This is a genomic window from Anaerohalosphaeraceae bacterium, from assembly GCA_037479115.1.
Taxonomy (GTDB): Bacteria; Planctomycetota; Phycisphaerae; order Sedimentisphaerales; family Anaerohalosphaeraceae; genus JAHDQI01.
In genome coordinates this window covers 1-22745 of the sequence record JBBFLK010000015.1, presented here as the reverse complement: position 1 = coordinate 22745, position 22745 = coordinate 1, and the positions used below count along the sequence as shown (strand labels likewise).

The following is a 22745-nucleotide window of genomic DNA, read 5'->3' as shown; positions in this document are numbered from 1 at the left end:
GCATCAATCCATATGCGACTCGACGGGCATCGGCAGTTCCTGAGGGTCTTTGTAAACCAGCCCCATTCGGCTGACGATGTTTTCCGGATTGAAATGCGTCAGTCCCAGCCCCATTTTGGCCAGTACCGCCCGCTGGACCGCCATTCGGCTCTTGTTGTCTGCATAATCTTTTTCCGTGGCCGGCTGCCGAGTTAATTCCTTGACAATACCCACGTTCCGGGCACATTCAACCAGAATCATCCGCGCAATCGGCCCTGTAGTCTGTACAGACGGCTCAAGCAGTTCGGCCATCCTGCGGACAAAGACAGCATTCTGATAACGTCCGGCCAGCAAATCTCTCGAGATAGAGGGCACCGCCAGACGCTGACGCAGGGTCTCTACCTGATTTTGCGACGGAATCGTCTGATTGACAATCGTGCGCACCTGCGGGCGATTCAGAACGGGGGTATTCGGGTCCGTCTGCGGATAATACCGGTCATAAAACTGCTGAAGTCCTTTTTCCCATCCTTCGGCCTCAACCAAGCGAATCAGTTCCGCGGCCTGGGCACGGGCTTTTTCCATTGCCTGAAGGATTTTCAGGTCCTTGACCACCTGGCCGCGCACGGAAAAGACCGTCGGCTCCGAGACGTCCGACAGAAGCACTCCGTGATTGTCAAACGAGAACGTCAAATCCTCCGGCACAACCGGCGGCTGAATGCCGATGACTCGAACCATCCCCCGCAGGGAGACATACTGCCCTTCGGAGAGAAGCCCCCCGCTGAGAGGGCTGACGCTTTCCCACATCCGAATCGAGGGCAGTCCGGGCAGCGAAGAGGGTTTGCCGTCCTCAGGAACCGCCGTGAGAACATCGATCAGACGCACGGATGTCTCTGACGAGGTCGGCAGGGCTACTCTCCTTAAAAAGGTGTCCGCTGACAAATCTTCGGGACGAAGCCATCCGGTTTTACCGGTTCGGACCCTAATCTGATATTTCCGCTCCAGTTCTTTGGCCGCTGCCGTATAATCCCCGGCGGCCTGCTGAAGCTGAGTGACGGTAGCTTTATCAAAATCAAGCCGATCCCATCCGGCATCAATTATCTGGCGGGCTTCATTGAGAATGCTGTTGGCCAAATCCTCGGTTCGACGTCGTTCGATTTCCTGACGAATCTGCTGAACAACCTGGGCAAACGGCCTTGTGATGGTTCGGGTGCCGAGCTCCGGTTTGTTGGGGTCAAGGGGCTCTGTAGTCTGATACCGGGTCAGATTCGCCATATAATAGGATTCAAGTTCCTCAGAAGACGGCTTTTGAATTTTGTTCTGAATTTCATCCAGGCGAATCAGGAGATATTCCAGCTGAATTCGCCGGCCGACGGCGTAGCCGAATCCATAAGGGTTGTCGGCGGAAAAGGTCATCGGATAAACCGCACGGTACGTCTGAAACTGCTTTTGAATTTGTTCCTCCGCCGGTTCAGGCTGCTCGTCAACCCATTCATCCGCATCCAGCAGAAGCACCTGCGCGGAGAGTTTTTCCATCGTTCGGGCAATGTGGCTGCGAATTTCATCCGTCGTCACCAGATAATTGCCCAGCACCATATCCGCATAATTCATGACGCTGACCAGCGAACCGAAAACCCGGACAATTTCCTGTTTGGATTTCTTGGTCTGCTGCATAATCCGGTTCATCAGAACAGCCGGGTCCAGCTGATTCTGTGTAAGACCGGAAACAATTTGACGCAAAAAGCCCTCCGCCTCCGCATCAGAAACAGCAAACCCGACCTTTTCAACCTCCTTTTTGAGCAGGATCCACAAAAACTCCGGACGATGCCGATGCGATGCAAAGAAGGCTTCAATTTGTTCCGGGTTGAAATCCGCCTGTCCGCGCTCCGCCATCTGAAGCAGCTGAAGCCTCAGCTCGCCGGAGGCACGGGTATCGGGAAACAGAATCAACTCGAGCAGCTGAGGCGTCAAATCGCTGTACACTTGAGAAAAGGCGGACAGCATTCGGTCCACCATAAGCATTTTGAGGATTTCCAGCTCTTGCTGGGCCTCCTGCACATCGATAGCCCGGATTTTCCTGCCGTCCCCATACACCGCCACGACGTGTTTGGCTCCCCCCTGTCCTATATACATCAAATACTGCTGGAGGCCGTAACCCCCGACAAAAGAAATCATAATCAAAATGACCAGCCAGGCCATCAGTTTGCGTTCATTCTTGCGAATCCATTTAATGATATGCATGGGCTCCTCAAACAATTCAGGTAATTCAAACTCCGTTATTTACGAAATCGACAAGTATAGTCAAATCCCTCCTGATTGCAAGAAAAAACAGAGCAGAATCAGGCGGGTTTTCACCGGCGCGAAACCAAGAAACCCACCCTTTCTTTTGGACTTTCTCTTTCAGAAATGTACAATCCTATCCTTATGAATACGAAACGTTCCAAAGAGATGTATGAGCGGGCCTGTCGTGTGATACCGGGCGGGGTAAACTCCCCTGTCCGGTCATTCCGCGGGGTGGGGCTTGCACCGGTTTTTATCGAGCGGGCGTTCGGAGCCCATATTTGGGATATTGACGGGAATGAATATATAGATTACGTCGGCTCCTGGGGCCCGATGATTGTCGGGCATGCTCATCCGGCTGTCGTGGAAGCCGTCAGCCGTGCCGCAGCCAACAGCACCTCCTTCGGGGCGGCTACGGAAAACGAGGTCCGACTGGCAGAGGCGATTGTTTCCGCTTTTGAAAGCATAGAAAAAGTGCGTCTGGTCAGCAGCGGCACGGAAGCGGTCATGACAGCGGCTCGGCTGGCCCGGGCCTTTACCGGAAGAGACCTCCTGGTCAAAATGGACGGCTGCTATCACGGACACAGCGATTCGATGCTGGTTCGGGCCGGCTCCGGCGCGGCGGAGATGGGGGTGCCGGCCAGTGCGGGCATTCCATCGGACCTGGCACAAAAAACCATCACAATTCCTTATAATGATGCGCAGGCCCTTGAAGCTGTCTTCGAAAAATATCCGAATCAGATTGCCGGCGTCATTGTGGAGCCGATTGCCGCCAATATGGGGGTCGTGCCGCCCAAAGAGGGCTATCTGGAATCCCTCCGGCGAATGTGCACGGAACACCGAAGCGTCCTGATTTTTGACGAGGTCATCACCGGCTTTCGTTTGACGTACGGCGGGGTCCAGAGTCTTCTCCACCTCCAGGCAGACCTGACCTGTCTGGGCAAGATTGTGGGAGGTGGGCTGCCGTGCGGAGCAGTAGGAGGCCGCAAAGAAATACTGGACCTTCTGGCTCCGCTGGGACCGGTCTATCAGGCCGGAACGCTCAGCGGGAATCCTCTGGCAGCAGCGGCTTCGCTGGCGGTGCTGGAACTCCTTCGCCAACCGGGAGTTTACGAACGGCTGGAAGTTTTGTCTGCACGGCTGGAAAAAGGGCTTCGGGAGGCCGCCCAGGCAGCCCAAGTACCTATTCAAATCAATCGAGTCGGCTCGCTGCTGAGTGTTTTTTTCACAGACAGACCGGTGAACAATTTTCAGGATGTTCAGCAATGCAGCAGCCGGCTGTTTGCGCGATTCTTCGCCTCCATGCTCGAACAGGGAATCTATTTGGCTCCCAGTGCATTTGAGGCATGGTTTGTTTCACTGGCTCATACAGAAAGGGATATTGATAGGACTGTCCAGGCGGCCTATAATGCTTTGGCTGTCCTGAAAACCGACACATTTTGAACCAAGGAGTCAAGGACATGGAAGACCATCAGACGGCTCATGATATGATTGATGTAACGGACTGCCTGGAGGCGCGCGATGCCTTCCGGGGAATGAAAAACTTCTGCTTCTGGGTAATGCTGATTTGTCTGCTGCTGCTGCAGGGGCTGTTCTGGCTTCAGCGGAGCGGAGGAATTATAGAGAAAGGAGAACTCCAGGAATCCGCCGCTGCGATTTTGTCTGAGAAAAGCGAACCGGAAACAGCCGTTCCGCCGGCTTCTTCAGACCCTCCCGCCTCGGATGCGTCAGAGCCTGGAACCATCATTGTCAACCGTGAAAAACCAATCGAACCGATTGTTCAGGCCGCCCAAGAAGTGGTTCAGGAGATTCAGGCCTCTCCTGCAGCCGAAACAAAAAAATACAAACTCCCGAACATCCAATGGCCTCCCTTTCATTTGAGCAGACGCCATGCTTCCATTCTGATTGGGGGATTGAATGCGGCCCTTTTGTTTGCCGCCGTGCTGTACTGTCTTGTTCTGGTGTTTATTTTGAAGGTCTCTCTGGTCAGCCGCCTGGGCGGCATCAGCCACATCAGCCGGGCCTTTTTTGTTTCTCTTTTCCTTCTGGTGCTCCTGTTTCCCTGGCAGTGTGTCGTACCCGGTGTACTGCTGGGGACGATTTATCTTCCGGAAGAACTGCTGGATTCCTGCCCGCCCGGGGCGGAGGAGACAACTTTGCAGCAGGTCCTGAGCTATATCCGCTTTGTGGGATTATGGATACCGGCCTTCTGGCTGCTTCTGTGGTCGGCGATTCGGTCCGGCAAATGGTATCAGACAACGCAGCGCCGGCTTGGCATTGTGGCTTGACGGGAGGACATCGCCTTGCCTGAACAGCCGAAAACCATCGGCTTTATCGGCACGGGGATTATGGGAGCCCCGATGGCGGCAAATCTGCTCAAAGGCGGCTGCCGCGTGGTCGTCCATAACCGGACAAAATCGCGCGCCCAGCCGCTTCTGGAACAAGGGGCTCTCTGGGCCGACACGCCCGCCGAGGCGGCGGAAAAGGCGGACTTTGTTATAACATGCCTGCCGAATACGCCGGATGTCCGACAGGTCCTGCTGGGGCCGGACGGGGTCTGTCAGACCGCTCGTGCCGGACTTGTCTGCATCGACACCTCGACGATTTGTCCGGATGCAACTCGGAAAATCGCCGCACAACTGGAGCAAAGAGGCGTGATTTTCTTTGATGCACCCGTCAGCGGAGGGCAAATCGGCGCTGTCGAAGGCAAACTGTCAATTATGCTCGGAGGACCGCAGGAACACATCGAAACGGTGCGTCCGGTCCTCGAAATGCTCGGCCGCACCATCACATACTGCGGCCCGGCCGGATGCGGCCAGATGACCAAACTGGCCAATCAGATTATGGTCATCCACACCGTCGTAAGCATTGCAGAGGGGCTGGCGTTTGCCAAAAAGGCCGGTCTGAACCTGCAAACAACTCTGTCGGCCCTCCTGGCCGGAGCGGCCTACAGCCACTCCCTCAAGCATCTGGGACCGAAGATTCTGGCAGGCGACTGGAAACCTGCTTTTAAGGTCGATTTGCAAATCAAGGATTTAAATCTGATTCTGGACTATGCCCAGCGCATCGGCCAGCCCCTGCCGGCGACGGCCCTGGCCCGGGAGCTGCTGAGCATCCTGTCGGCTCGCGGACGCGGGGGAGACGGTACGCAAGCCCTGTTTGAAGTGATTGAACAGATGGGACAATAAAAAAAGCCGCCGGAGAAGCCCGAGCGGCTTTCTTGCTGAAAAAGACACGTCAGCGGTTTCTTTACTCGCAGCTGTCACCGACGGTTCCGCCGTCATCCTCTTCGGCTGTAAAAAGCACAAAAGGAGCGGAACGGAACAATTCACTTCCGCCGACGGTCCCGCCGTCATCGTCATCCGCCGCCGCCTGAGGGCTGAGCGTCAGGACAAACGTCAGGGCCGTCAGAATCAGCATCAGATAAGCAAACGTTTTCATAGAGATCCCCTTTCGAAAAGGTTTTTGCTCTTCGTTAAACAGCTTCCTCATACGTATTTTTCAGAGGCTTCAGGATAATGGGGGTTGTAATGCCGCTGGGCAGCATCTGGTCTTCCTGAGGCGTAATTTCAATCACACCGATATCGCCGAGCTCCACGGTCTCGGAGCCGCCGTCTTCAAGGGTTGCACCGATATTGGTTACATATCCGGAGGTATAGGCGCTGGTGTCGGCCATCGAAATAATCGTCCCGTAAATCTGTGCATTGCCTCGAACGTCCACAATCCCGCCTACGATAGCACCGGTCAGAACATTGTTTTCATTGCGGTTGGGATTGGTGTTTCCGAGGTTGACGTTAAAGTGAGGTGCCAAAATGGTGGCTTCTTTAGGTCCTGTAGTGTTGTTAAACGTAGCGGTGCCTGTAAAATACAGGCAGTTTCTCTGCCACCAGCCGCTGTTTAAGCTGACAGGAACATTGGTTACAATGGTCCCTTTGAAAATGCAGTTTTCAAAGCGGATATTGTTGTAGGTGCTGACCGTGGAGGTGGGCCCGCTGGTGCTGCAGTCGATGTAAAGAACCCCTTCGAACGTGCAGTTTCGGAACAGGGCGTTCGTCCCGCCGTTGACGCGCACATTTCGAATGATTTTGTTCTCATAGACATACCGGGTCAGCTGCAGACTGCTGCTGCTGGCCCGCGTTGTATAGCTGCCGGCTGCATGGGGGAAAAACTCGGTACGCGTAGACACCCCGCTGGTGGATAAAACCCCGTTCTGAATAACGGAGCCGGCGGCGGAAACGACTGTGGAAGGAATGGCGTTTCGATAGGCGCTTGTGTTGTAATCGCCGATTTTTAGACCGGGAATGTTGGTCTGGTCGGGCCGGCTGTAATTGACGGTCTCGTAGGTTCCCTTAAGCTCATCAATACTGCTGTAGATTCGATTGCCCTCCGCGTCAAAGGCTTCCATAGGATTGCCGTACACAACAGGACCGATGGGCTGTCCGTTCACATAGCCGACAATGGGATTGCCGCTGTTGTCCGTGGCAACATTCAGACCGTTTTCAATCTTGAATTTCAGCGACAGAATATTCAGAGGGGCTCCGCTGCTGTTGGTAATCACCCGGCCGCTGCTGTCATACAGATATCCGCTGCTTCGCTGAAGAGTTTTGCCGTCACTGAGCATCAGGCGTCCGTTGGCGTCATATAAGAAAGTCTGCATCTGATAACTTTTATTCAGCATGGACTGCCAGGACAGAACCGTATTCAGCGAGCCTGTTACGATGGAATCATCCGTCATGTTAAAAGGAGAGATGTTGGCATTGTTCCAGGAGCTGTAGATATCGCCGTACACCGTGGTATTGCCCGCCAGCCACATTCGGCCGCGTCCGGCAATGGCATAATTGAGAACCTGGGCATCTTTGGTGATGTTCATCTGCATTTTCACCTTCCGGTTCAGCCCTTTGTGCTGTCCCCGACATTCGACATGCACATACATGTTCTCCCGAACATCTGAGGTGGCAGGATTGTCAGGGTAGCGGGTGAACAGGACCTGAAACGAGGAGCCGTCCAGATACTGAATCCAGCCGGTAGCGACCTGTTTTCCGTTTCCCTCCACATCCACCACCGCTCCGCCGACGCGGCTGCACAAATTCGCCCAGACGGTATCGGCCTGCTCATCCGTGACCGTATTAATATGAGTAGGAGAACCGGTAGGTGTATTGGCCGCAATCCATTTGGCGTATTCCAATCCGGACAGAGCCGCATTGAGAGCCATATTGGCTTTTTGATGGTTGCCGGACACCTGCAGGTTGGCCGAAGCCATTGACAAAACTCCCACCGAGAACGTCGTAAAGAGGACGATAAAAATCAGCGCCGCCAGGACGGCAATCCCGCGATGCTTTGATGCTCGGATTTTCCTGTTTTGGTACATAAGAACACCCCTTCATTGGACGGGGGAATCGTTCTTTGAAAGTTTTCTAACCCTTATAAAATATAAATAATAAATCTGTACAGACGGGGAGAAAGCCGGATTCGCTGCTTTTCGCTCAGAGGCAGGAAAGACCGATAATCCAATCGGCCGGAAAGGAATCCCGAATGGTTCAGGGGATTTCCCAATAAGAAGAAGGTACGTAATGAATGACGATTTCAGGGAAGAAACCGGCAGGCAGAGAAGTAATTCCCGTCCGGTTAAAATAGAGGTCTGCGTTCCCTGTCAGGGTCATCAGGGTGGGAGAATAGTTAATAACAGAACCGCCGATAACCCCCCCGGCATTGCCGTAAAAAGTAACGCCGTTGGCGGCAATGCAGCCGTTCAGTGTATCAAAAGAACCTCCAAACGAAACCGCAAAGCCGGGGGCCATCAGGAAAGTCCCGGTTTCCCGGGTTAAATTTCCAAATTGTTCCGCAGGAAGCTCAGAAACGGAACGGCTGCTGACATTGCCTCGAAATTCAATTTTGCTGGTTCCGGAGTGATCATTCAGGTCGCCGTCGCCGATGATAATCCCAATCACCTCCGTATTTCCTGTGAAAACCACCTGATTAGGATACTCGATAAAAACCACTCCTTTTAATGTCACATTCCCTGAAAAGGTGGGATTGGTATTGGCAGCAATTCGGACGTTTTCGAGCGTCGTATTGCTGCTGTAGCTGCTTTTGTTGGCACTGGTAATTGTAATTCCGTCCACATACTGTTCAAAATAGTCGGTATTGGGGTAAGGAAACTCCGTTGCAGGTACGCCGATCTGCACATGATGCTCGATAGCAGCCTGTCCCGTTTTACCGCCGATGCCGGCTTTTCCTCCCTGAAGCGTCACAACCGCATTGGGGTTTACGATTTTGACATCCCCGGCAATTTGAGAATTGCCGACGACGGTCAAGGCGTTATTCTGGCTTTCACTTTCAATATACACATCCGATTCAACAGAAATGTTCACCCCTTCAATCTGAATATTGCCCCAAAGGCCGAGAGGTCCTTTTGTAGCCACACCAAAATCAAAAACGGAATGACGTCGGGTACCGTACGCAAAATCCGCCCGAATGGTTCGCTCGAACTCTCCCGCCCGCCCGGTTATCCAGACTCGAATCCGTTCTGTTCCAAAGGGGCTTATCTCTGCATAAAAAGAACGCTCAGGGCCGGCTTGAAGGAGAATGGGGCTTTCCGCCGTACCAATTCGAAACAACCCGTCTTCCACCAGATTTTCGTAGGGAATGTCGTAATCCTGCAGAATCGATTCGAGTTCATCAACGAAATAAGCAAACCGCTGCTCCGCAGCGATGGTTCCGGGCAGACGCACTCCGCTAATCCAATACCGAACATATTCCAGTCCGGATTCCGCAGAAGAACGTGCCAGATTGGACTTATGGTGATTGGACGCTGCCTGAACATTGGCCGTCGAAAGCGACAAGACTCCGATGGAAAAAGCAGAGAATAGAACAATAAAAATCAATGCAGCCAGAAGAGCAATCCCCCGGCGCTCAAGACGGCTTACTTTGGCGTTCACGGCCGATCTCCCAGACAAATGAAGGTTCCGTTTAACCCTCGCTTGGCAGATCTCAACAACAAAGAAGATGCTCTGTCGCCCCTCTATTAAATATATACCTTATCCATGACGAATGCGGTGGAAAAATCACATCGAACATTCCGATGAAATCTGCCAAGTCAATGCAAAAAAGTCAGAAAGGAAAAGAGGATTCCGCGTGGTAGGAACTGCGGGTAAAAGGAGACGACTGAACCCAGTCGAAGCCCATCCGGCGGGCCTGGTCGGCCCACCAGTCAAACTTTTCGGGAGGGATGAATTCGACCACATCCAGGCAGTTTTTATCGGGCTTGAGATACTGTCCCAATGCCAGTCGATTGCAGCCGACGGTGCGCAAATCGTGCAAGACCTGAAAGACCTCCTGTTCGGTTTCGCCCAATCCAAGCATGATAGAAGATTTTGTGGGGATTTCCGGCCAGCGGTCTTTGGCCTTTTTCAGGAGAGTCAGCGAACGCAGGTAATCCCCGCCGGGACGAGCCGTCGGATAAAGCCGAGGCACCGTCTCCAGATTGTGCCCGAAAACAAAGGGCCTTGCGTCCGATAAAATTTCCAGGGCCTCATCCTGACAACCGCGAAAGTCCGGCACGAGCAGCTCAAATTGTATCTCCGGATTCTCCTGCCGACAAAACAGAATCACGTCGCGAAAATGGGCCGCCCCGCCGTCCGCCAGGTCATCTCGATCAACGCTTGTAATAACCAGGTACTTTAAGTGAAGCTGGCGTGCCAAATCTGAGACCCTTACAGGTTCAGTCGGGTCCGGCGGCAAGGGTTTTCCGTGCCCAACAGAACAAAAACCGCAATTCCGAGTACAAATGTTCCCCAAGATTAAGACGGTTGCCGTACCGCGGCTCCAGCAATCACCCCGATTGGGACAATTGGCATTGGTACATATTGTCTCAAGGCCCAGCCGCTCAAGGGTCTTTTGTGTATGGGTGAACACGCCCCCCCCGCCGACACGCCGCCTCAGCCAGGCCGGAAAACGCCCCCTCGATTCACTCATCGGTACGGCCCTCCACACCTGTTAAATAATGCCTGCAAAGCTCCGCCAGGCAGGCCTTGACGTCCTGCATCGAAGGGGCCGTTCCGAGTTCTTTCTGTACAGAAGTCATCTGGACACCTTCCAAACCGCAGGGAACAATCGCATCAAAAATGGATAAATCATTGCAAATATTGATAGCGATTCCGTGAAGAGTAACCCACCTGCGGACCTGGACCCCCACCGAACCGATTTTCCGTCCTGCCGTCCATAATCCCGGTGTTTGTTTTCGCCATTCGGCCTGAATGCTGAAGCACCGGAGCATCTCGAGGCCGATCTGCCCGAGAATATGGACATAATCACTCAAGCCCATCCGAAGCCGACTTAATTTAAGAATCGGATACATAACAATCTGTCCCGGATTGTGGGCGGTTGCCGCCCCGCCCCTTCCGACACGGCAGATTTCTATCCCCTGCCGACGCAGTTCATCCGGCATTGCCAGAATCTTGTTATCCGCCATTCGCACCCCGAGTGTAATCACCGGTTCATGCTCGGTCAGCAATACCGTATCCGCAATTGCACCGGTCTGCCGCTGAGCGCAAAGCTGCTCCTGATATGCCAGACAATCCGCATACCGCGTCAGGCCCAAATCCCGGATAATCAGTCCATCTTGCACAGGTTCTTATATTATCAAAAAGGAGGAAAATGGGCAATCGAAACCGCTTTCTTTTGACATTGTAGGTCTTTTTCCGGTATAATTCTTTTAGAACACAATTCTATTCGGCAGAAAGGGCCCAAAATGCTCAAAACCGCCTGGAAGCTGATTCGACTGTTCATCATTCTATTCGGAGTGCTTCTGTCGTTTATTGCCCTGATGGAGTTTCTGCAGGCCTATCAGGCCCTGCGGATGATGCATCCGATTGCAGGATATTTGTTCCTTTTGGCCGTCGCAGCCGGTCTGATATGGGCGGGGATGTATTACTGGAAAACAGTCGCAAGCCGCCCTCGTGTGCTTACCCCGCCGACAATTGAGGATTTTTCGTCGGCGGACATCCGCTGCCTCCGAAAATATATTCGGTACCTGAGCCGTTATCTGGAACGGTTAAGCGGCAATCCCAACTTGTCCGAAGACCAGCGCCGAGAAGCGAAGAGAGTCTCCGATTCGCTGCGGGAAGTCCTATCCAACAGCCGCAGCCGAGATGAACTGCTGTGCTTGATTGGGCAGACTGAGGAATCCGTCATTCGACCCCTGCTCAAGGAAATTGATGAAAAGGCCAACAAACACGTTCGCGACAGCATGCGGGATGTGATGGTGTTTGTGACCCTCAGCCCGTATAAATCGATTGATTTGGCGGTGGTGATTTATCGCAATATTCGGATGGTGCTGGATGTGGTGAAGATGTACAACAGCCGGCCGGCCCTGCGGGAGCAGGCAGCCATCTTTTACGATATCTTCACCATCGTGGCGACCGTCAATTATATTCATCTGGGACGCAATCTGATTGAATCGCTCGGCAGCAAAATCCCGGGCATCGGGCGATTTCTGGACGACATTGCTCAGGGCATCGGGGCAGGGTTTCTGACCACGGTAACCGGCCATGCGGCGATGCAGCGGTGCCGCGCGTTTACGGGCTGGAATCCGCAAAAGGCCCGGGAATCGATGCTCTCACGCCTGACTGATTTCTACGCCGATGTCCGCGATGTATTTTTCAAAGATGTCTGGGGGCTGCTTGTGCACAAATCGGACCGTGCATTCGCCGCCGCAAAAGACACAGTCGCCGGTGCTTTGGATGAAGCCGGCCGGCAGATTGCCGAGTGGATTCGCACACCGGTGGATTTGGCCGTCGGGGCGGGCAAATCCCTGGGGGATTGGATTACAAAGCCGTTTCGAAAGGAATGAAACAGGAGGAAACTTTGTGATTCAAAATAAAATCACTTTCATCCTGGGAGCCGGTGCCAGCATGGCATACGGCTTTCCATCCGGGGCTACCTTAAAGGCTCTGATTTGGAGGCGGCTTCAACCGTCTTTCCTGCGACAGCACCCCTTTTTTTATGAAGCAGCCGGCCGTTACCTCGGCCGTTCTTCTCAATCTGAGCTTGAAAAAATTGTTCAGGACTTTCGAAGCAGCTTGAGCATCTCTCCTGATGAAACAATTGATTATTTTTTAGAGATAAGTCCAAAAGAGTTTCAAACTATAGGGCGACTGGCTATTGCATGGATATTACTGGAAAAGGAGTCTAAAAACTGTTTATTTGAAGAATGGCTGTTCTACCATGGTATCAAAAGCCAAAAACACAGAGATAACAGGACATGGAGAATTAAACCGGAGGATGGGCACTGGTACCAGTTCTTGTTTAATCAGATGTGCCGAGACTGCAAAAAATTGACGATTTCTCCAAAAACAATATCACCGTGATTACCTTTAACTACGACCGCTCCTTTGAATATTACTTTTTGTGCGCACTTGCAGCCAAATACAAAGTTCCAGCGCAGGAAGCGGCAAGAATATTCAGCAACCTCAGGATTGTGCATGTTTACGGCCAACTGGGGGAGCTCCCTGAATTAGTATCCACAGATGATGAGGCCGGAAAAGAAAAAGCTGTACCATACGACTCATTTCGTGAAGAGAAAAACCGCTGGGGCATCAACTTAAGAAACGCAGCCGATGGAATTCAGCTGTTATGGGATACCCCCAATGATAAGATATCTGAAAATATTAAAAAAGCCCAGGAAATAATCTATCAACAAAATAATACGTTACTCTTTCTGGGATTCGGATTTGATCCAACAAATATAGAACGAATTATGCCTATAAAAGAAATAGATATAGAGATAAGTGCATATGGTACATTCTTCGGGCTTCCAAAACAAAGAATAGCTGACCTGCGATCAAAATACACCTACAAATATCGGGGAGCTGTCTTCAGCCTTTTTGGGGGTGACTTCTTTCCGAAAAACGATTTTGTAGACTGTAAAATTTACGATTTTTTATATAACAGCCACAACTTAATGAAATAAAAAAGCGTACAGATGAATCATGTGCAAACTTTTTGTGATTGGGGGACGAATCTGACCTCCAATTTGCACTGCAGAGCGGCGGCAAGCTTTTGGAGTGTTTTGAGCCGTTCATTTTCGTAATCCGCACTTTCGAGCCGGCTGATGACAGACTGAGTTGTCCCAATCAAATCGGCCAGCTGCTTTTGGGTCAAGCCCATTTGTTGACGCAGTGCATAGACTTGTTCAGCAATTTTTATCTTTTCTCGTTCGGCTTCAAGCTCCGCGAGACGTCTTTTATCGCCCTTGATAAACTTTTCATGCAAAAGGGCAAGACCATTTTTAGATTTCTCTCTCTTCATATCTTAATATCCCTGTTATTTGCCGAATGAGCAATCGGATTACGCCGATATTTGTTCAGGTTTTCTATAGCCCGGTCAATTTCTTTTTGAGGAACAAACTTCTCTTTTGTACAGCCGTGGGATAAAAGCACGACATTTCGACCGCAGAAAGCATAAAAAATGCGATAGTGAACGGTTCCGACCTTCACCCGCAATTCATAGATGCCCCGCTCCAAAAAATCTGCCGTCGGTCTGCGCAACTCATATCCTCGTTCCTGAAGTTCCTCGATTCTTGCCAGGCATTTAATCCGGACTTTTTCACTTTGCTCTTCAAGCCACTCAATCAACGGAACAGAGCCATCATCATCCTTGAAAAGAATTATTTCAGTTCGGGGCATCCTATTCCCTTTCCGGATTCCTTCCTCTATAATATCGCATATTTGCGATAATAGTTCAAGAAAAAAACTGAAGCTTTTATCATTGTACCATACCCCCAGAACCACCTCTTTTTTGTCTTCTATTCACTTTAAATTCCATTTTCCCTTTCAAGGAATGACGGTACAGTTGGCGGCGTGGAAAAAGCGGACAGGACCGTGATTGAGCTGAACGAGAAGCCCCTGAGCCGGGTCGATGTCCAGACAAGTCCCGCAGAATTCCTGCTGATTTTCGAGGATTCGAATCGGACTGCCGATTTGCCGATTGTAGCGTTTCCAGACTTCGATAACCTGCTGCGGGGCATAGCGGCTGATGCTGAACCAGTGGTCCAGGGCATTCAGAAGTGAAGCCGCCAACCCGTTCCGTTCGAAAGGCCGGGCTGTTTCGAGGGCCAGACTGGTGGCGGAATCTCCCAAATCGTTCTGCTCAAAGAAAAGACGCTCCTGACAGACATTGATGCCGATGCCGACTGCAAACCATAGCCGGGAGTGAACGGTTTTGGATTCGCACAAAATCCCGCAGACTTTTTTGCCGGCAATCAAAATATCATTGGGCCATTTAATCTGGACCGAGGGAACGGACAGAGCCGACAGGGTTTCAGCAACGGCGGCGGCAGAGGCCAGAACCAGCAAATCCGCACTCAAATGCCCCCCTTTGAGCAAAATGGAAAACAGGAGGGACTGCCCTGCCGTGCTGTGCCAGATGCGTCCCCGCCGGCCCCGACCGGCCGTCTGCCGTTCAGCAAAAACACACAATCCATCCGCATCGGGGCTTCCGACAGAATCCCAGACGATATCATTGGTGCTGGAAACCTCCTCGAAGACAAGCAGACGGCGTCCGATATGAGCGGTCTGGAGCCCCTGCCGGATTCGGTCTGCATTCAGTAGTTCATATTGGTGCATACTCATCGGTCCAGGCCGATATCGACCGCCACCGCAGAATGCGTAATGGCTCCGACGGCAATTCGGTCAACTCCGCAGCTGGCTATGCTGCGCACATTGTGGAGCGTAATGCCGCCGCTGGCCTCCAGCAGCGGTCTTCGACCGCACATTTTATTTCGCATTTCGACGGCATGTTTGAGCTGCCACTGGCCCATATTATCCAGCAGAATAATATCAATCCCCGGTATCGGCAGCACGCGGTCCAGCTGGTCATCGACATGGTCTACTTCCACAATGACGGATTTGACGGTGGGAATCTGGCGGGCCTTGCGGACCAGTTCGCGAAGTTTGACTTCGAACCGCTCGCCCAAATCAGCCAGATGGTTATCCTTGAACATCACCATCTCGCCCAGATTCATCCGGTGATTGTATCCGCCGCCGCAGCGAACGGCGTATTTTTCCAGTTCCCGCCAGCCGGGAATGGTCTTGCGTGTATCGTAAATCCTGGCGCGAGTTCCGCGAATGGCCGATACGAATTTCCAGGTCATCGTGCTGATGCCGCAGAGACGCTGAAGAAAATTCAGGACAACACGCTCGGCACTGTGCATGGCCCGCAGAGGCCCTTCAATAATACCCAGCCGGTCGGCGACGTTGGCCCGATGCCCATCCGGTATCAGCACCTTCAGAGTCAGCCGCGGATCATACATTCGGAGGACTTCCTGAACAATATCCATCCCGCAAACGATAATCTCTTCGCGGGTCACCAGACTTTCCCGCCCCATCTTTTTTTCGCTGACGGTGAGCATGCTGGTCGGATCGCCCTTGCCGTAATCCTCTTTGACCGCCAGCTCGAGCAGGGGCCGTACATTTCTCATGTCCGGTTTTCGGATTCGTCGCGCCGGCTGTTCTGCTTTTTTTCTGGGCATAGGCCTCAGGTCCTCTCTGCGGGCAGTCTTTTTTCAATTTTGTTTTTTCCGGCCTGCGGGGCTGCCGCGACGTCCGCCTGCACGGTTCTTTCCCGCCTCAAAAATAGGCATTTCCTTCAGCTGGCGAATCTGGTCTCTCAGCCGGGCGGCCCGCTCAAACTCCAGCTGCTCGGCCGCCTCGAGCATCTCCTTTTCCAGCTGGGCAATCAATTCCACCCGGTCGTACTCTCGGTCCTCCAAACCGACCGCTTCGCGGGCCGCCTGTCGGGCTCGAAGCTGTTCAGCCAGTCCTCGCTGAATCTCCTTGCGGATGGTCTGCGGAGTAATGCCGTGACGGGCATTGTATTCCAGCTGCATTGTACGCCGTCTGCGGGTTTCGTCAATCGCCTTCTGCATCGAAGGGGTAATCGTATCAGCATACAGCCAGACCGTTGCATCGACATTGCGGGCGGTACGCCCTATGGTCTGAATCAGAGAGGTTTCGCTCCGCAGGAACCCCTCTTTATCAGCATCGAGAATCGCCACCATCGACACTTCCGGCAAGTCCAGCCCCTCCCGAAGCAGATTGATGCCGACCAGAACGTCGAATTCGCCCGTCCGCAGATCCCGCAGAATCTCCACCCGTTCGAGGGTCTGGATTTCACTGTGCAGGTATCGGCAGCGAATCCCTTTGGAGGCCAGATACGCAGACAAATCCTCCGCCAGCCGTTTGGTAAGCGTGGTCACAAGCACACGCTGGCCTGCTTTGATGCGCTTTTCTATTTCGCCGATTAAATGCGGAATCTGGTCGGAGGCCGGATGGACGAAAATCTCCGGGTCGACCAGACCGGTCGGACGAATAATCTGTTCCACAACCTGACCGCCGCAAAGCTGCAGCTCATACGGTGCCGGTGTGGCAGAGACAAAAATCACATACTTCCAGCGTTCCTGAAACTCCTCAAACCGCAGCGGACGGTTATCCAGCGCACTGGGCAGGCGAAAACCGTGCTCCACCAGCACTTCCTTGCGGTGCCTGTCGCCGTGATACATCGCCCGCAGCTGCGGAATGGTCACGTGCGATTCATCGATGAACAGCAGAAAATCTTCCGGGAAATAATCCAGCAGTGTATAGGGTCGGGCTCCGGGTTTCAGACCGGCCATATGCCGAGCATAGTTCTCGATGCCGCTGCAGTAGCCGACCTCGCGAATCATCTCCAAATCATAACGGGTCCGGGCCTCCAATCGCTGGGCTTCGAGCAGTTTGCCTTCGTGGCGAAGTTCAAGGAGCCGCTGCTGAAGCTCCTCCTCGATGCTTCGGCAGGCCGTTTCAATCCGTTCCGCCGGCAGAACATAATGCTTGGCCGGATAGATAAAGACCTGCTGCTCATCCGCCAGCACCTGCGCACTGACCGGATGGATGTAGCGAATGGCCTCCACTTCGTCTCCGAAAAACTCAAAGCGGACGCCGTATGATTCATAGGACGGCCACAGTTCGACGACATCGCCGCGCACCCGAAACGTTCCGCGGGCGAAATCCAAATCGTTTCGGTTGTACTGCAAATCCGCCAGCCGGCCGAGCAGTTCATTGCGGTCCAGCGTGTCCCCCACCCGCACGCCGATGACGCTTGCCTGATAATCCTCCGGACTGCCCAGCCCGAAAATGCAGGACACACTGGCTACGATAATAACATCCCGGCGGCTCATCAGACTGGTGGTAGCCGACAGCCGCAGCCGGTCTAACTCATCATTGCGAGAGGCGTCTTTTTCTATGTAAATATCACGCTGCGGAATGTAGGCCTCGGGCTGGTAATAGTCATAATAACTGACGAAGTATTCTACAGCGTTGTCGGGAAACAGCTCACGAAATTCCTCATACAGCTGAGCGGCCAGCGTTTTGTTGTGAGAAATAACCAGCGTCGGCAGTCCCACCCGCTCAATCACATTGGCCATCGTAAAGGTCTTGCCGCTGCCGGTAACCCCCAAAAGGGTTTGATACCGCCGACCGTTGTGAATTCCTTCGGTAAGCTTCTGGATGGCCTGCGGCTGATCCCCTCGGGGCTCAAACGAACTTTTCAGCGTAAAAACAGACATTTCAGCAAAACATATCGTTTTTTCGGTGTTTCACGGCGCAAAAAAGCCGGACAAGAGTCTCATGAACGCTTGTCCGGCCGGCAATTCGGATTATGTCAAAACGATTAAAGATTCATTGAGCTGAACAGACGAGCCATCCGCTGTGATTTGCGGCGTTTGCGGCGGTTGCGTTCCGAGGGCTTCTCATAATAACTGTTTCGCTTGATGTCGCGAATCAGTCCCTCTTTCTCGCACATCTTTTTGAACCGCTTGACCATCTGTTGAACGCTCTCGCCTGCTCTGGCCTTCACTTTAATCATAGAAAGTCGAACCTTCCTTTCAAATTAAGTGTTCTCACTTCAGCCCAAATTCATAAAAATGACATTCTATTTTTATCCTTTGTTTTTGCAAGGGATTTTGTTCATTTTTGAAAAACTTTTCCTTTGCAAAACCAAAAAACAAAGACAAGTCGGCAGTGATTGTTTTATAAGCATTTGAAATGAAATAACTTAGAAACAAATATAGCCGGATGCCTTCTGGAGCAGCTTTGTCGGCTTTCCAATGTCTTCAAGCCGCTGAATCCTCCCCGATTTACGGAGTTCCACTATCCGGTTTACCGTAATAGGCCCCAATCCGGGTACCCGTAGCAGCTCTTCTCGGCAGGCTCGATTGATATTGACCGGAAAGAATTCCGGATGACGGGTGGCCCACAATTCTTTTGGGTCTTTATCGAGCGGCAGACGGCCGTCCGGCCCAAAGTGGAAATCCGACTCTTCAAATCCGTATTTTCGAATCAGAAAATCCGCCTGATAAAGCCGATGCTCCCGAGTGAGAACATCCGCCGGATTTGTCAGGGTTCGCTCCGCAGGCAAATCCGAAGCCCCCAGCCCCTGCTGATAGGCACTGAAATAAACCCGCTGAAGCCGAAGCCGCTTATACAGACCGAACATATACCGGACAATCTTTTCATCCGGCTCATCGGCCGCCCCTACAATAAATTGGGTCGTCTGCTTGACCCCGGCATAGCGGGCCCCCTTGGCCGTCAGTCGGCTGATGAGCTTGAGCGGTTCGACGATGTCCTTCACAAAATCTTTTCGGGAAGAGAGTTTGGAAAGATACTCCGCTCCGGGGGTTTCAATATTCAACGACACAGCGGTCGCCAAAGAAAGGGCTTTTTCAATGGCGGCAGGACTGGCACCTGGGATGATTTTCAAATGGATGTAGCCTCGGAACTGATATTTTTTTCGAAGCGTCTCGGCAATCCCGTTCAAAAGGTCCATCGTCCGGTCCGGCGTGCCGATCACCCCGCTGCTCAAAAAGAGACCGAAGACCTTCTTTTGGTGATAATACTCGAGAAACACCCGACAGGTTTCGTCAACAGTCAGGGTGCAGCGGCGAAGGTCCCGGTCGTTCCGAAGCGGGCAATATTTGCAGTCGTTTGAACAAACATTGGACAGGAGGGTCTTAAATAAGACGCTGGTGCCTCCGTTGGGCAGGGTCACCGGATAAATCCAGCGTCCGTCGAGGCCGCGTTTGCGGTGCTCTTCGGGGCGCGTCGTCCCGCAGGCACAGGCCAGGTCATATTGAGCATCACTGGACAAAATCCGCAGTTTTTCAACGGTATCGGGCTTGGCAATGACCGCCGGCATCTGGACATCCCTGCTGATTTTTTTGTTCCTTCAGTAAACAAGCATACCCCATCCGCACTCTTTCTACAAGGATAAGCCGTAATTTTCTTGATTTTGTCGTGGTTTTGGTTATAGTAAAATGAGATTTCGCAGAGATAAGGGCAAATAATGAACCAAACACAACTTGCGGCCAAAACCGTTGCAGGCGGTTTCTGCTGTCGGGCAGCAGAGTTTTTCTTTCCTTCCTTTGCAGCACCCGCGTTTCTCCCCCATCCAAAAGGAAAGGAGGGTATCGTGCTGTCTTCGGCGGTTGGGCTGCCCTGCCGACACACCGGCTGTGTGTCCTGCGGGGTGTGGAATGAATGAAGCGGCTTTCCGGCGGGAAGAATGGGCCGGATGAGACGGCTATAAAAGCGAGGCAATAAAGGACGGTATTTGTCTGCTATTTCGCTTTTTGCCGGTTAAAGAAATGATGCACTCGGGCGGCGGATTGAGAAGCTCAATCCGAACAACACGGCCGAGCGGTATTATTACGATGACCAGCGGGTGCTGCTGCGGACCTCGGTCAGCAGCAGCGGGGTAGAAAGCGATTCGCGGACGTTTGTATTCGGCAATTACATCGATGAGGTTTTGATGATGCGGCAGCCGACGGGGACGGAGTATCTCTACGGCCATGACCACCTGTACAGTCCGGCGGTGCTGTTTGATGCGGCTGGAACGGTGGTAAGACGCTATGAATACGATGCTTACGGTCGAATGAGGCCCTATTCGGCGGCGTGGGGGGCGGTGCCGTGGCCGGCCTGGCAGATTTTGGGCAATTATTACGCCTTTACGGGGCGGGAACTGGACCGGGTGGGAACTTCCCAAACAGGATTTTTGGAAATTATGTACTACCGCGCCAGGTATTATGACCCGGACAGCGGCCGATTCCTCCAGCCGGACCCGCTGAGTCTTGACCCGGCCGGCGGAAGGATTAACCCCTTCGCCCCGACAAGTCAGTACGCCGACGGAATGAACAGGTATGAATATGCAAAAAACAATTCTTGCAGATATCTGGATCCCCTTGGATTGCTCCCGCCGCCCAGCCCTATCAGCCCATACCCACCCCTGCCCGTCCCGTATCCGCTTCCGGCTCCTTTTCCTCCTGCTAAACCTAAACCTGCTTTACGTGTAGCTCCTGCCAATGAATGTGATCTTTATGTCTATTGTGGAGATATTATTGCAGATGATAGTATTGAGAAGGGTGCTAACGCTATAGGGAGCAAACACTGTGATCTAAGGTGGACATCCCCTGACGCTAACCGCACAAATGAAACAGCATATGACGTCTTCCTCGATAAATCCTCCCAGAGAAGGATGTTAGCCGGAAATGGGGCTGGAAAGAAATGTTCTTGTGTATCATGCGATGAGATTAAGGATTGCGCAGCACGTCTTCAGTATGCATCTCGAAATAATCCTTACTCCGCAATTGGCAATAATTGCCACACTTGGGCTGCTCGGGCGTTAAGTTATTGTTGTCTAAAATCAAAATGGAAACCTGCGTGGCATGCCGGTGATCCGACGTGTTTAAAATATACCGTCGTCTATGGAACAGCAGGACCTATAATCATATGTACGGTAAGGTCCCCTCATTATGGCTTATAAGATGAAATCGGCATTCGGATTCCTTTTGGCGGTCGCCTGTTCAGCCGTAATTGGAATGGAATTCTATAAACAGATGTCAATCGCAAAAAGAGAACAGAAAAGCATACGTATGCTTCAAGAGGCCGATCTTTCTGTATATTGGGTGGGCCCCCAGCTTTACAAACTCAATTGTTTGACAAGAAAATGGGAATCCATCCCCCAGACCGATAATATTGTTGCCATGCATTCACAGGATGTTGACATCTGCAACCAAATCATCTTCTACAGTGACTTTTGGAAAGAGCATATTCTGTGCGCCGAACCTCTCCCCGATAAAACAAAAAACACGCCCGTCGAATTTTCAATCCGTGTTCTCGGAACGAAAAAAGTATCTCATGACTGTGAAAAGATCGCTTATCAAAGATATCTTGATGACGGCTGTACACAATGCATCTGTGTCTTTTATTTGAAAGAAAACCAAGAAAAGAGGCTCCTAAACATTGAGAGCATTGACTCCCTCGACTGGTCGCACACCGACGAATCCATCTTTTACTCCGTCGGCGGCCGCATTTATATGGTAGATGTACAAACATCCGTCTCTACTTATGTTACGGACGGCTATTGGGTTTCCTGTTTATCGGACAACGAAATAGCGTTTTGCCGAACCGTGGCTCAAGGCGACAAATATTACAAAGCTGCATACCGATATGATCTTGATAAGCAAACCCTTAAAGAAGTATTCAGGACAAGACACTTCATTTTAGGCATGAATTGGGATTCTTCAGGAAGATATGTCTTTGCTGTACTGGAAATTTTGAGACTTCGTTTTCTTATTATCCCCGACGTGCAGTTTTTGCCGGTTGTCTGGGATACAGAAACAGGGGAACGATACGATCTGCCCAGAATATACGGGAAGTCAGGCTGTATTCTGCCTGTAAACAATCAATCTTCACAACAATAATTCTACGGAGATTCTGTGGAAGCGAAGCCCCCTTCTCGCCTGTGGTATTTGGTCTCAATCATCATATTTGTATCCGGTTTAAGCGGATATATAGTCTTCTTTTTGCATTTTACAAATAAACTCGATACCCATTTCAAACAAGGCGTATTTCCCGGCCGCAGAGTTTTTCCTCTCGAGAAAACCGGAACGCATTATATTTTTTACGAATATGTCAGCACCCTCGATGGACAGCATTATTCGACGCCCGAAAAGCTATCAAATGACTTTGATATTCAGATATACCATTCAGATAAAGAAAAACCGATAGAATTGAAACCGTTAGAACCCGAAAGAATTACGTACACCATCGATGCCAGAAAGGCTTTTGCCATCGGTTCTTTTGAAGTCACGGAGCCGGGCAAGTATGCAATAGAGATGAAATATGCAACGAATAATCAGAAACCAAGGGTTGTTCTGGCAGTCGGCCAATCTCCCGTGGTTACTATTTTTGTTACCCTTGTGATATTATTGTTTTTGTTTTTGAGCGTTTTGATATTGGCAGCCATTCTGATGATCATCGTTTACAAAAAGAGGAAAAAGATGATACACAGCGCTTTTTGCGGAGATGGATAAAATTGCCGGATGTTCCGATTGGCAAGTGTAGGTCATGACCACCTGTACAGTCCGGCGGTGCTGTTTGATGCGGCTGGAACGGTGGTAA

Annotated in this window: 22 protein-coding genes; 8 read left to right on the top strand and 14 right to left on the bottom strand. The window is 51.8% G+C overall.

Annotated features, from left to right (window positions below):
* Nucleotides 1–3: 3 nt before the first annotated feature.
* Nucleotides 4–2217 (bottom strand): hypothetical protein, encoded by a 2214-nt coding sequence (locus tag WHS88_08390; protein MEJ5260191.1) that lies wholly within the window; start codon nt 2215–2217, stop codon nt 4–6.
* Nucleotides 2218–2400: 183 nt separating this feature from the next.
* Here WHS88_08390 and hemL point away from each other — a divergent pair, with 183 nt between their 5' ends.
* The 3 genes from hemL to WHS88_08375 are packed head-to-tail and all read left to right on the top strand — an operon-like array spanning nt 2401 to nt 5444.
* Complete coding sequence (gene hemL / locus WHS88_08385; protein MEJ5260190.1) at nt 2401–3699, top strand: glutamate-1-semialdehyde 2,1-aminomutase; 1299 nt, start codon at nt 2401–2403, stop codon at nt 3697–3699.
* A gap of 17 nt (nt 3700–3716) precedes the next feature.
* Entirely contained in the window at nt 3717–4544 is an 828-nt protein-coding gene (locus WHS88_08380) for a hypothetical protein (protein ID MEJ5260189.1), read from the top strand.
* A gap of 15 nt (nt 4545–4559) precedes the next feature.
* A complete protein-coding gene (locus WHS88_08375; protein MEJ5260188.1) occupies nt 4560–5444 on the top strand; it encodes an NAD(P)-dependent oxidoreductase in 885 nt (294 codons plus the stop codon).
* 61 nt (nt 5445–5505) lie between these two features.
* On the opposite strand, the gene WHS88_08370 is transcribed toward WHS88_08375, so the two are convergent.
* The 5 genes from WHS88_08370 to lipB form a co-directional block, all read right to left on the bottom strand.
* Complete coding sequence (locus tag WHS88_08370) at nt 5506–5697, bottom strand: hypothetical protein (GenBank protein MEJ5260187.1); 192 nt, start codon at nt 5695–5697, stop codon at nt 5506–5508.
* A gap of 34 nt (nt 5698–5731) precedes the next feature.
* Nucleotides 5732–7624 (bottom strand): hypothetical protein, encoded by a 1893-nt coding sequence (locus WHS88_08365; protein MEJ5260186.1) that lies wholly within the window; start codon nt 7622–7624, stop codon nt 5732–5734.
* A 169-nt stretch (nt 7625–7793) separates the two neighbouring features.
* Nucleotides 7794–9194, bottom strand: coding sequence for a pilus assembly PilX N-terminal domain-containing protein (locus WHS88_08360; protein ID MEJ5260185.1), 1401 nt, complete (start codon nt 9192–9194; stop codon nt 7794–7796).
* 172 nt (nt 9195–9366) lie between these two features.
* The gene (lipA, locus tag WHS88_08355; GenBank protein ID MEJ5260184.1) at nt 9367–10230 is read right to left on the bottom strand and encodes a lipoyl synthase; all 864 of its coding nucleotides are present in this window, start codon (nt 10228–10230) and stop codon (nt 9367–9369) included.
* Complete coding sequence (gene lipB / locus WHS88_08350) at nt 10223–10882, bottom strand: lipoyl(octanoyl) transferase LipB (GenBank protein MEJ5260183.1); 660 nt, start codon at nt 10880–10882, stop codon at nt 10223–10225. The genes lipA and lipB overlap by 8 nt, the downstream gene beginning before the upstream one ends.
* A gap of 123 nt (nt 10883–11005) precedes the next feature.
* Here lipB and WHS88_08345 point away from each other — a divergent pair, with 123 nt between their 5' ends.
* Genes WHS88_08345 through WHS88_08335 form a run of 3 tightly spaced genes read left to right on the top strand, consistent with a single transcriptional unit; the run spans nt 11006 to nt 13225 of the window.
* Entirely contained in the window at nt 11006–12106 is a 1101-nt protein-coding gene (locus tag WHS88_08345) for a YcjF family protein (protein MEJ5260182.1), read from the top strand.
* 16 nt (nt 12107–12122) lie between these two features.
* Nucleotides 12123–12623 carry a hypothetical protein gene (locus WHS88_08340; GenBank protein MEJ5260181.1) on the top strand — a complete coding sequence of 167 codons (501 nt, stop codon included), beginning with the start codon at nt 12123–12125 and terminating at the stop codon, nt 12621–12623.
* Nucleotides 12620–13225 carry a hypothetical protein gene (locus WHS88_08335; GenBank protein ID MEJ5260180.1) on the top strand — a complete coding sequence of 202 codons (606 nt, stop codon included), beginning with the start codon at nt 12620–12622 and terminating at the stop codon, nt 13223–13225. The genes WHS88_08340 and WHS88_08335 overlap by 4 nt, the downstream gene beginning before the upstream one ends.
* A 17-nt stretch (nt 13226–13242) precedes the next feature.
* On the opposite strand, the gene WHS88_08330 is transcribed toward WHS88_08335, so the two are convergent.
* From WHS88_08330 to WHS88_08295, 8 genes are all read right to left on the bottom strand, one after another.
* Entirely contained in the window at nt 13243–13563 is a 321-nt protein-coding gene (locus WHS88_08330; protein ID MEJ5260179.1) for a helix-turn-helix transcriptional regulator, read from the bottom strand.
* The gene (locus WHS88_08325; GenBank protein MEJ5260178.1) at nt 13560–14045 is read right to left on the bottom strand and encodes a type II toxin-antitoxin system RelE/ParE family toxin; all 486 of its coding nucleotides are present in this window, start codon (nt 14043–14045) and stop codon (nt 13560–13562) included. The genes WHS88_08330 and WHS88_08325 overlap by 4 nt, the downstream gene beginning before the upstream one ends.
* Before the next feature lie 42 nt (nt 14046–14087).
* Complete coding sequence (locus WHS88_08320; protein MEJ5260177.1) at nt 14088–14885, bottom strand: biotin--[acetyl-CoA-carboxylase] ligase; 798 nt, start codon at nt 14883–14885, stop codon at nt 14088–14090.
* A complete protein-coding gene (gene nadC / locus WHS88_08315) occupies nt 14882–15733 on the bottom strand; it encodes a carboxylating nicotinate-nucleotide diphosphorylase (protein MEJ5260176.1) in 852 nt (283 codons plus the stop codon). Before nadC ends, WHS88_08320 begins: the two co-directional genes overlap by 4 nt.
* An 84-nt stretch (nt 15734–15817) precedes the next feature.
* On the bottom strand, nt 15818–17854 hold the full coding sequence (uvrB, locus tag WHS88_08310; GenBank protein ID MEJ5260175.1) for an excinuclease ABC subunit UvrB: 2037 nt from the start codon (nt 17852–17854) through the stop codon (nt 15818–15820).
* Between the two features lie 104 nt (nt 17855–17958).
* Nucleotides 17959–18153: a 30S ribosomal protein S21 gene (gene rpsU, locus WHS88_08305; protein MEJ5260174.1), complete on the bottom strand. Its 195-nt coding sequence runs from the start codon at nt 18151–18153 to the stop codon at nt 17959–17961.
* A gap of 189 nt (nt 18154–18342) precedes the next feature.
* Nucleotides 18343–19482, bottom strand: a complete 1140-nt coding sequence (locus WHS88_08300) for a helix-hairpin-helix domain-containing protein (GenBank protein MEJ5260173.1) — start codon at nt 19480–19482, stop codon at nt 18343–18345.
* Nucleotides 19483–19866: 384 nt separating this feature from the next.
* Nucleotides 19867–20142, bottom strand: a complete 276-nt coding sequence (locus WHS88_08295; protein ID MEJ5260172.1) for a hypothetical protein — start codon at nt 20140–20142, stop codon at nt 19867–19869.
* Between the two features lie 952 nt (nt 20143–21094).
* Between WHS88_08295 and WHS88_08290 the strand changes: the two genes are divergently transcribed.
* Nucleotides 21095–22045 carry a hypothetical protein gene (locus tag WHS88_08290; GenBank protein MEJ5260171.1) on the top strand — a complete coding sequence of 317 codons (951 nt, stop codon included), beginning with the start codon at nt 21095–21097 and terminating at the stop codon, nt 22043–22045.
* 15 nt (nt 22046–22060) lie between these two features.
* Entirely contained in the window at nt 22061–22657 is a 597-nt protein-coding gene (locus WHS88_08285; GenBank protein ID MEJ5260170.1) for a hypothetical protein, read from the top strand.
* The last annotated feature ends 88 nt before the right edge of the window (nt 22658–22745 follow it).

Coding starts and splice junctions, on each gene's coding strand:
- WHS88_08390 (MEJ5260191.1), bottom strand. CDS start 2,217: ATGCATATCATTAAATGGATTCGCAAGAATGAACGCAAACTGATGGCC.
- hemL (MEJ5260190.1), top strand. CDS start 2,401: ATGAATACGAAACGTTCCAAAGAGATGTATGAGCGGGCCTGTCGTGTG.
- WHS88_08380 (MEJ5260189.1), top strand. CDS start 3,717: ATGGAAGACCATCAGACGGCTCATGATATGATTGATGTAACGGACTGC.
- WHS88_08370 (MEJ5260187.1), bottom strand. CDS start 5,697: ATGAAAACGTTTGCTTATCTGATGCTGATTCTGACGGCCCTGACGTTT.
- WHS88_08365 (MEJ5260186.1), bottom strand. CDS start 7,624: ATGTACCAAAACAGGAAAATCCGAGCATCAAAGCATCGCGGGATTGCC.
- lipA (MEJ5260184.1), bottom strand. CDS start 10,230: ATGAGTGAATCGAGGGGGCGTTTTCCGGCCTGGCTGAGGCGGCGTGTC.
- WHS88_08345 (MEJ5260182.1), top strand. CDS start 11,006: ATGCTCAAAACCGCCTGGAAGCTGATTCGACTGTTCATCATTCTATTC.
- WHS88_08330 (MEJ5260179.1), bottom strand. CDS start 13,563: ATGAAGAGAGAGAAATCTAAAAATGGTCTTGCCCTTTTGCATGAAAAG.
- WHS88_08320 (MEJ5260177.1), bottom strand. CDS start 14,885: ATGAGTATGCACCAATATGAACTACTGAATGCAGACCGAATCCGGCAG.
- nadC (MEJ5260176.1), bottom strand. CDS start 15,733: ATGAGAAATGTACGGCCCCTGCTCGAGCTGGCGGTCAAAGAGGATTAC.
- uvrB (MEJ5260175.1), bottom strand. CDS start 17,854: ATGTCTGTTTTTACGCTGAAAAGTTCGTTTGAGCCCCGAGGGGATCAG.
- rpsU (MEJ5260174.1), bottom strand. CDS start 18,153: ATGATTAAAGTGAAGGCCAGAGCAGGCGAGAGCGTTCAACAGATGGTC.
- WHS88_08300 (MEJ5260173.1), bottom strand. CDS start 19,482: ATGCCGGCGGTCATTGCCAAGCCCGATACCGTTGAAAAACTGCGGATT.
- WHS88_08290 (MEJ5260171.1), top strand. CDS start 21,095: ATGGCTTATAAGATGAAATCGGCATTCGGATTCCTTTTGGCGGTCGCC.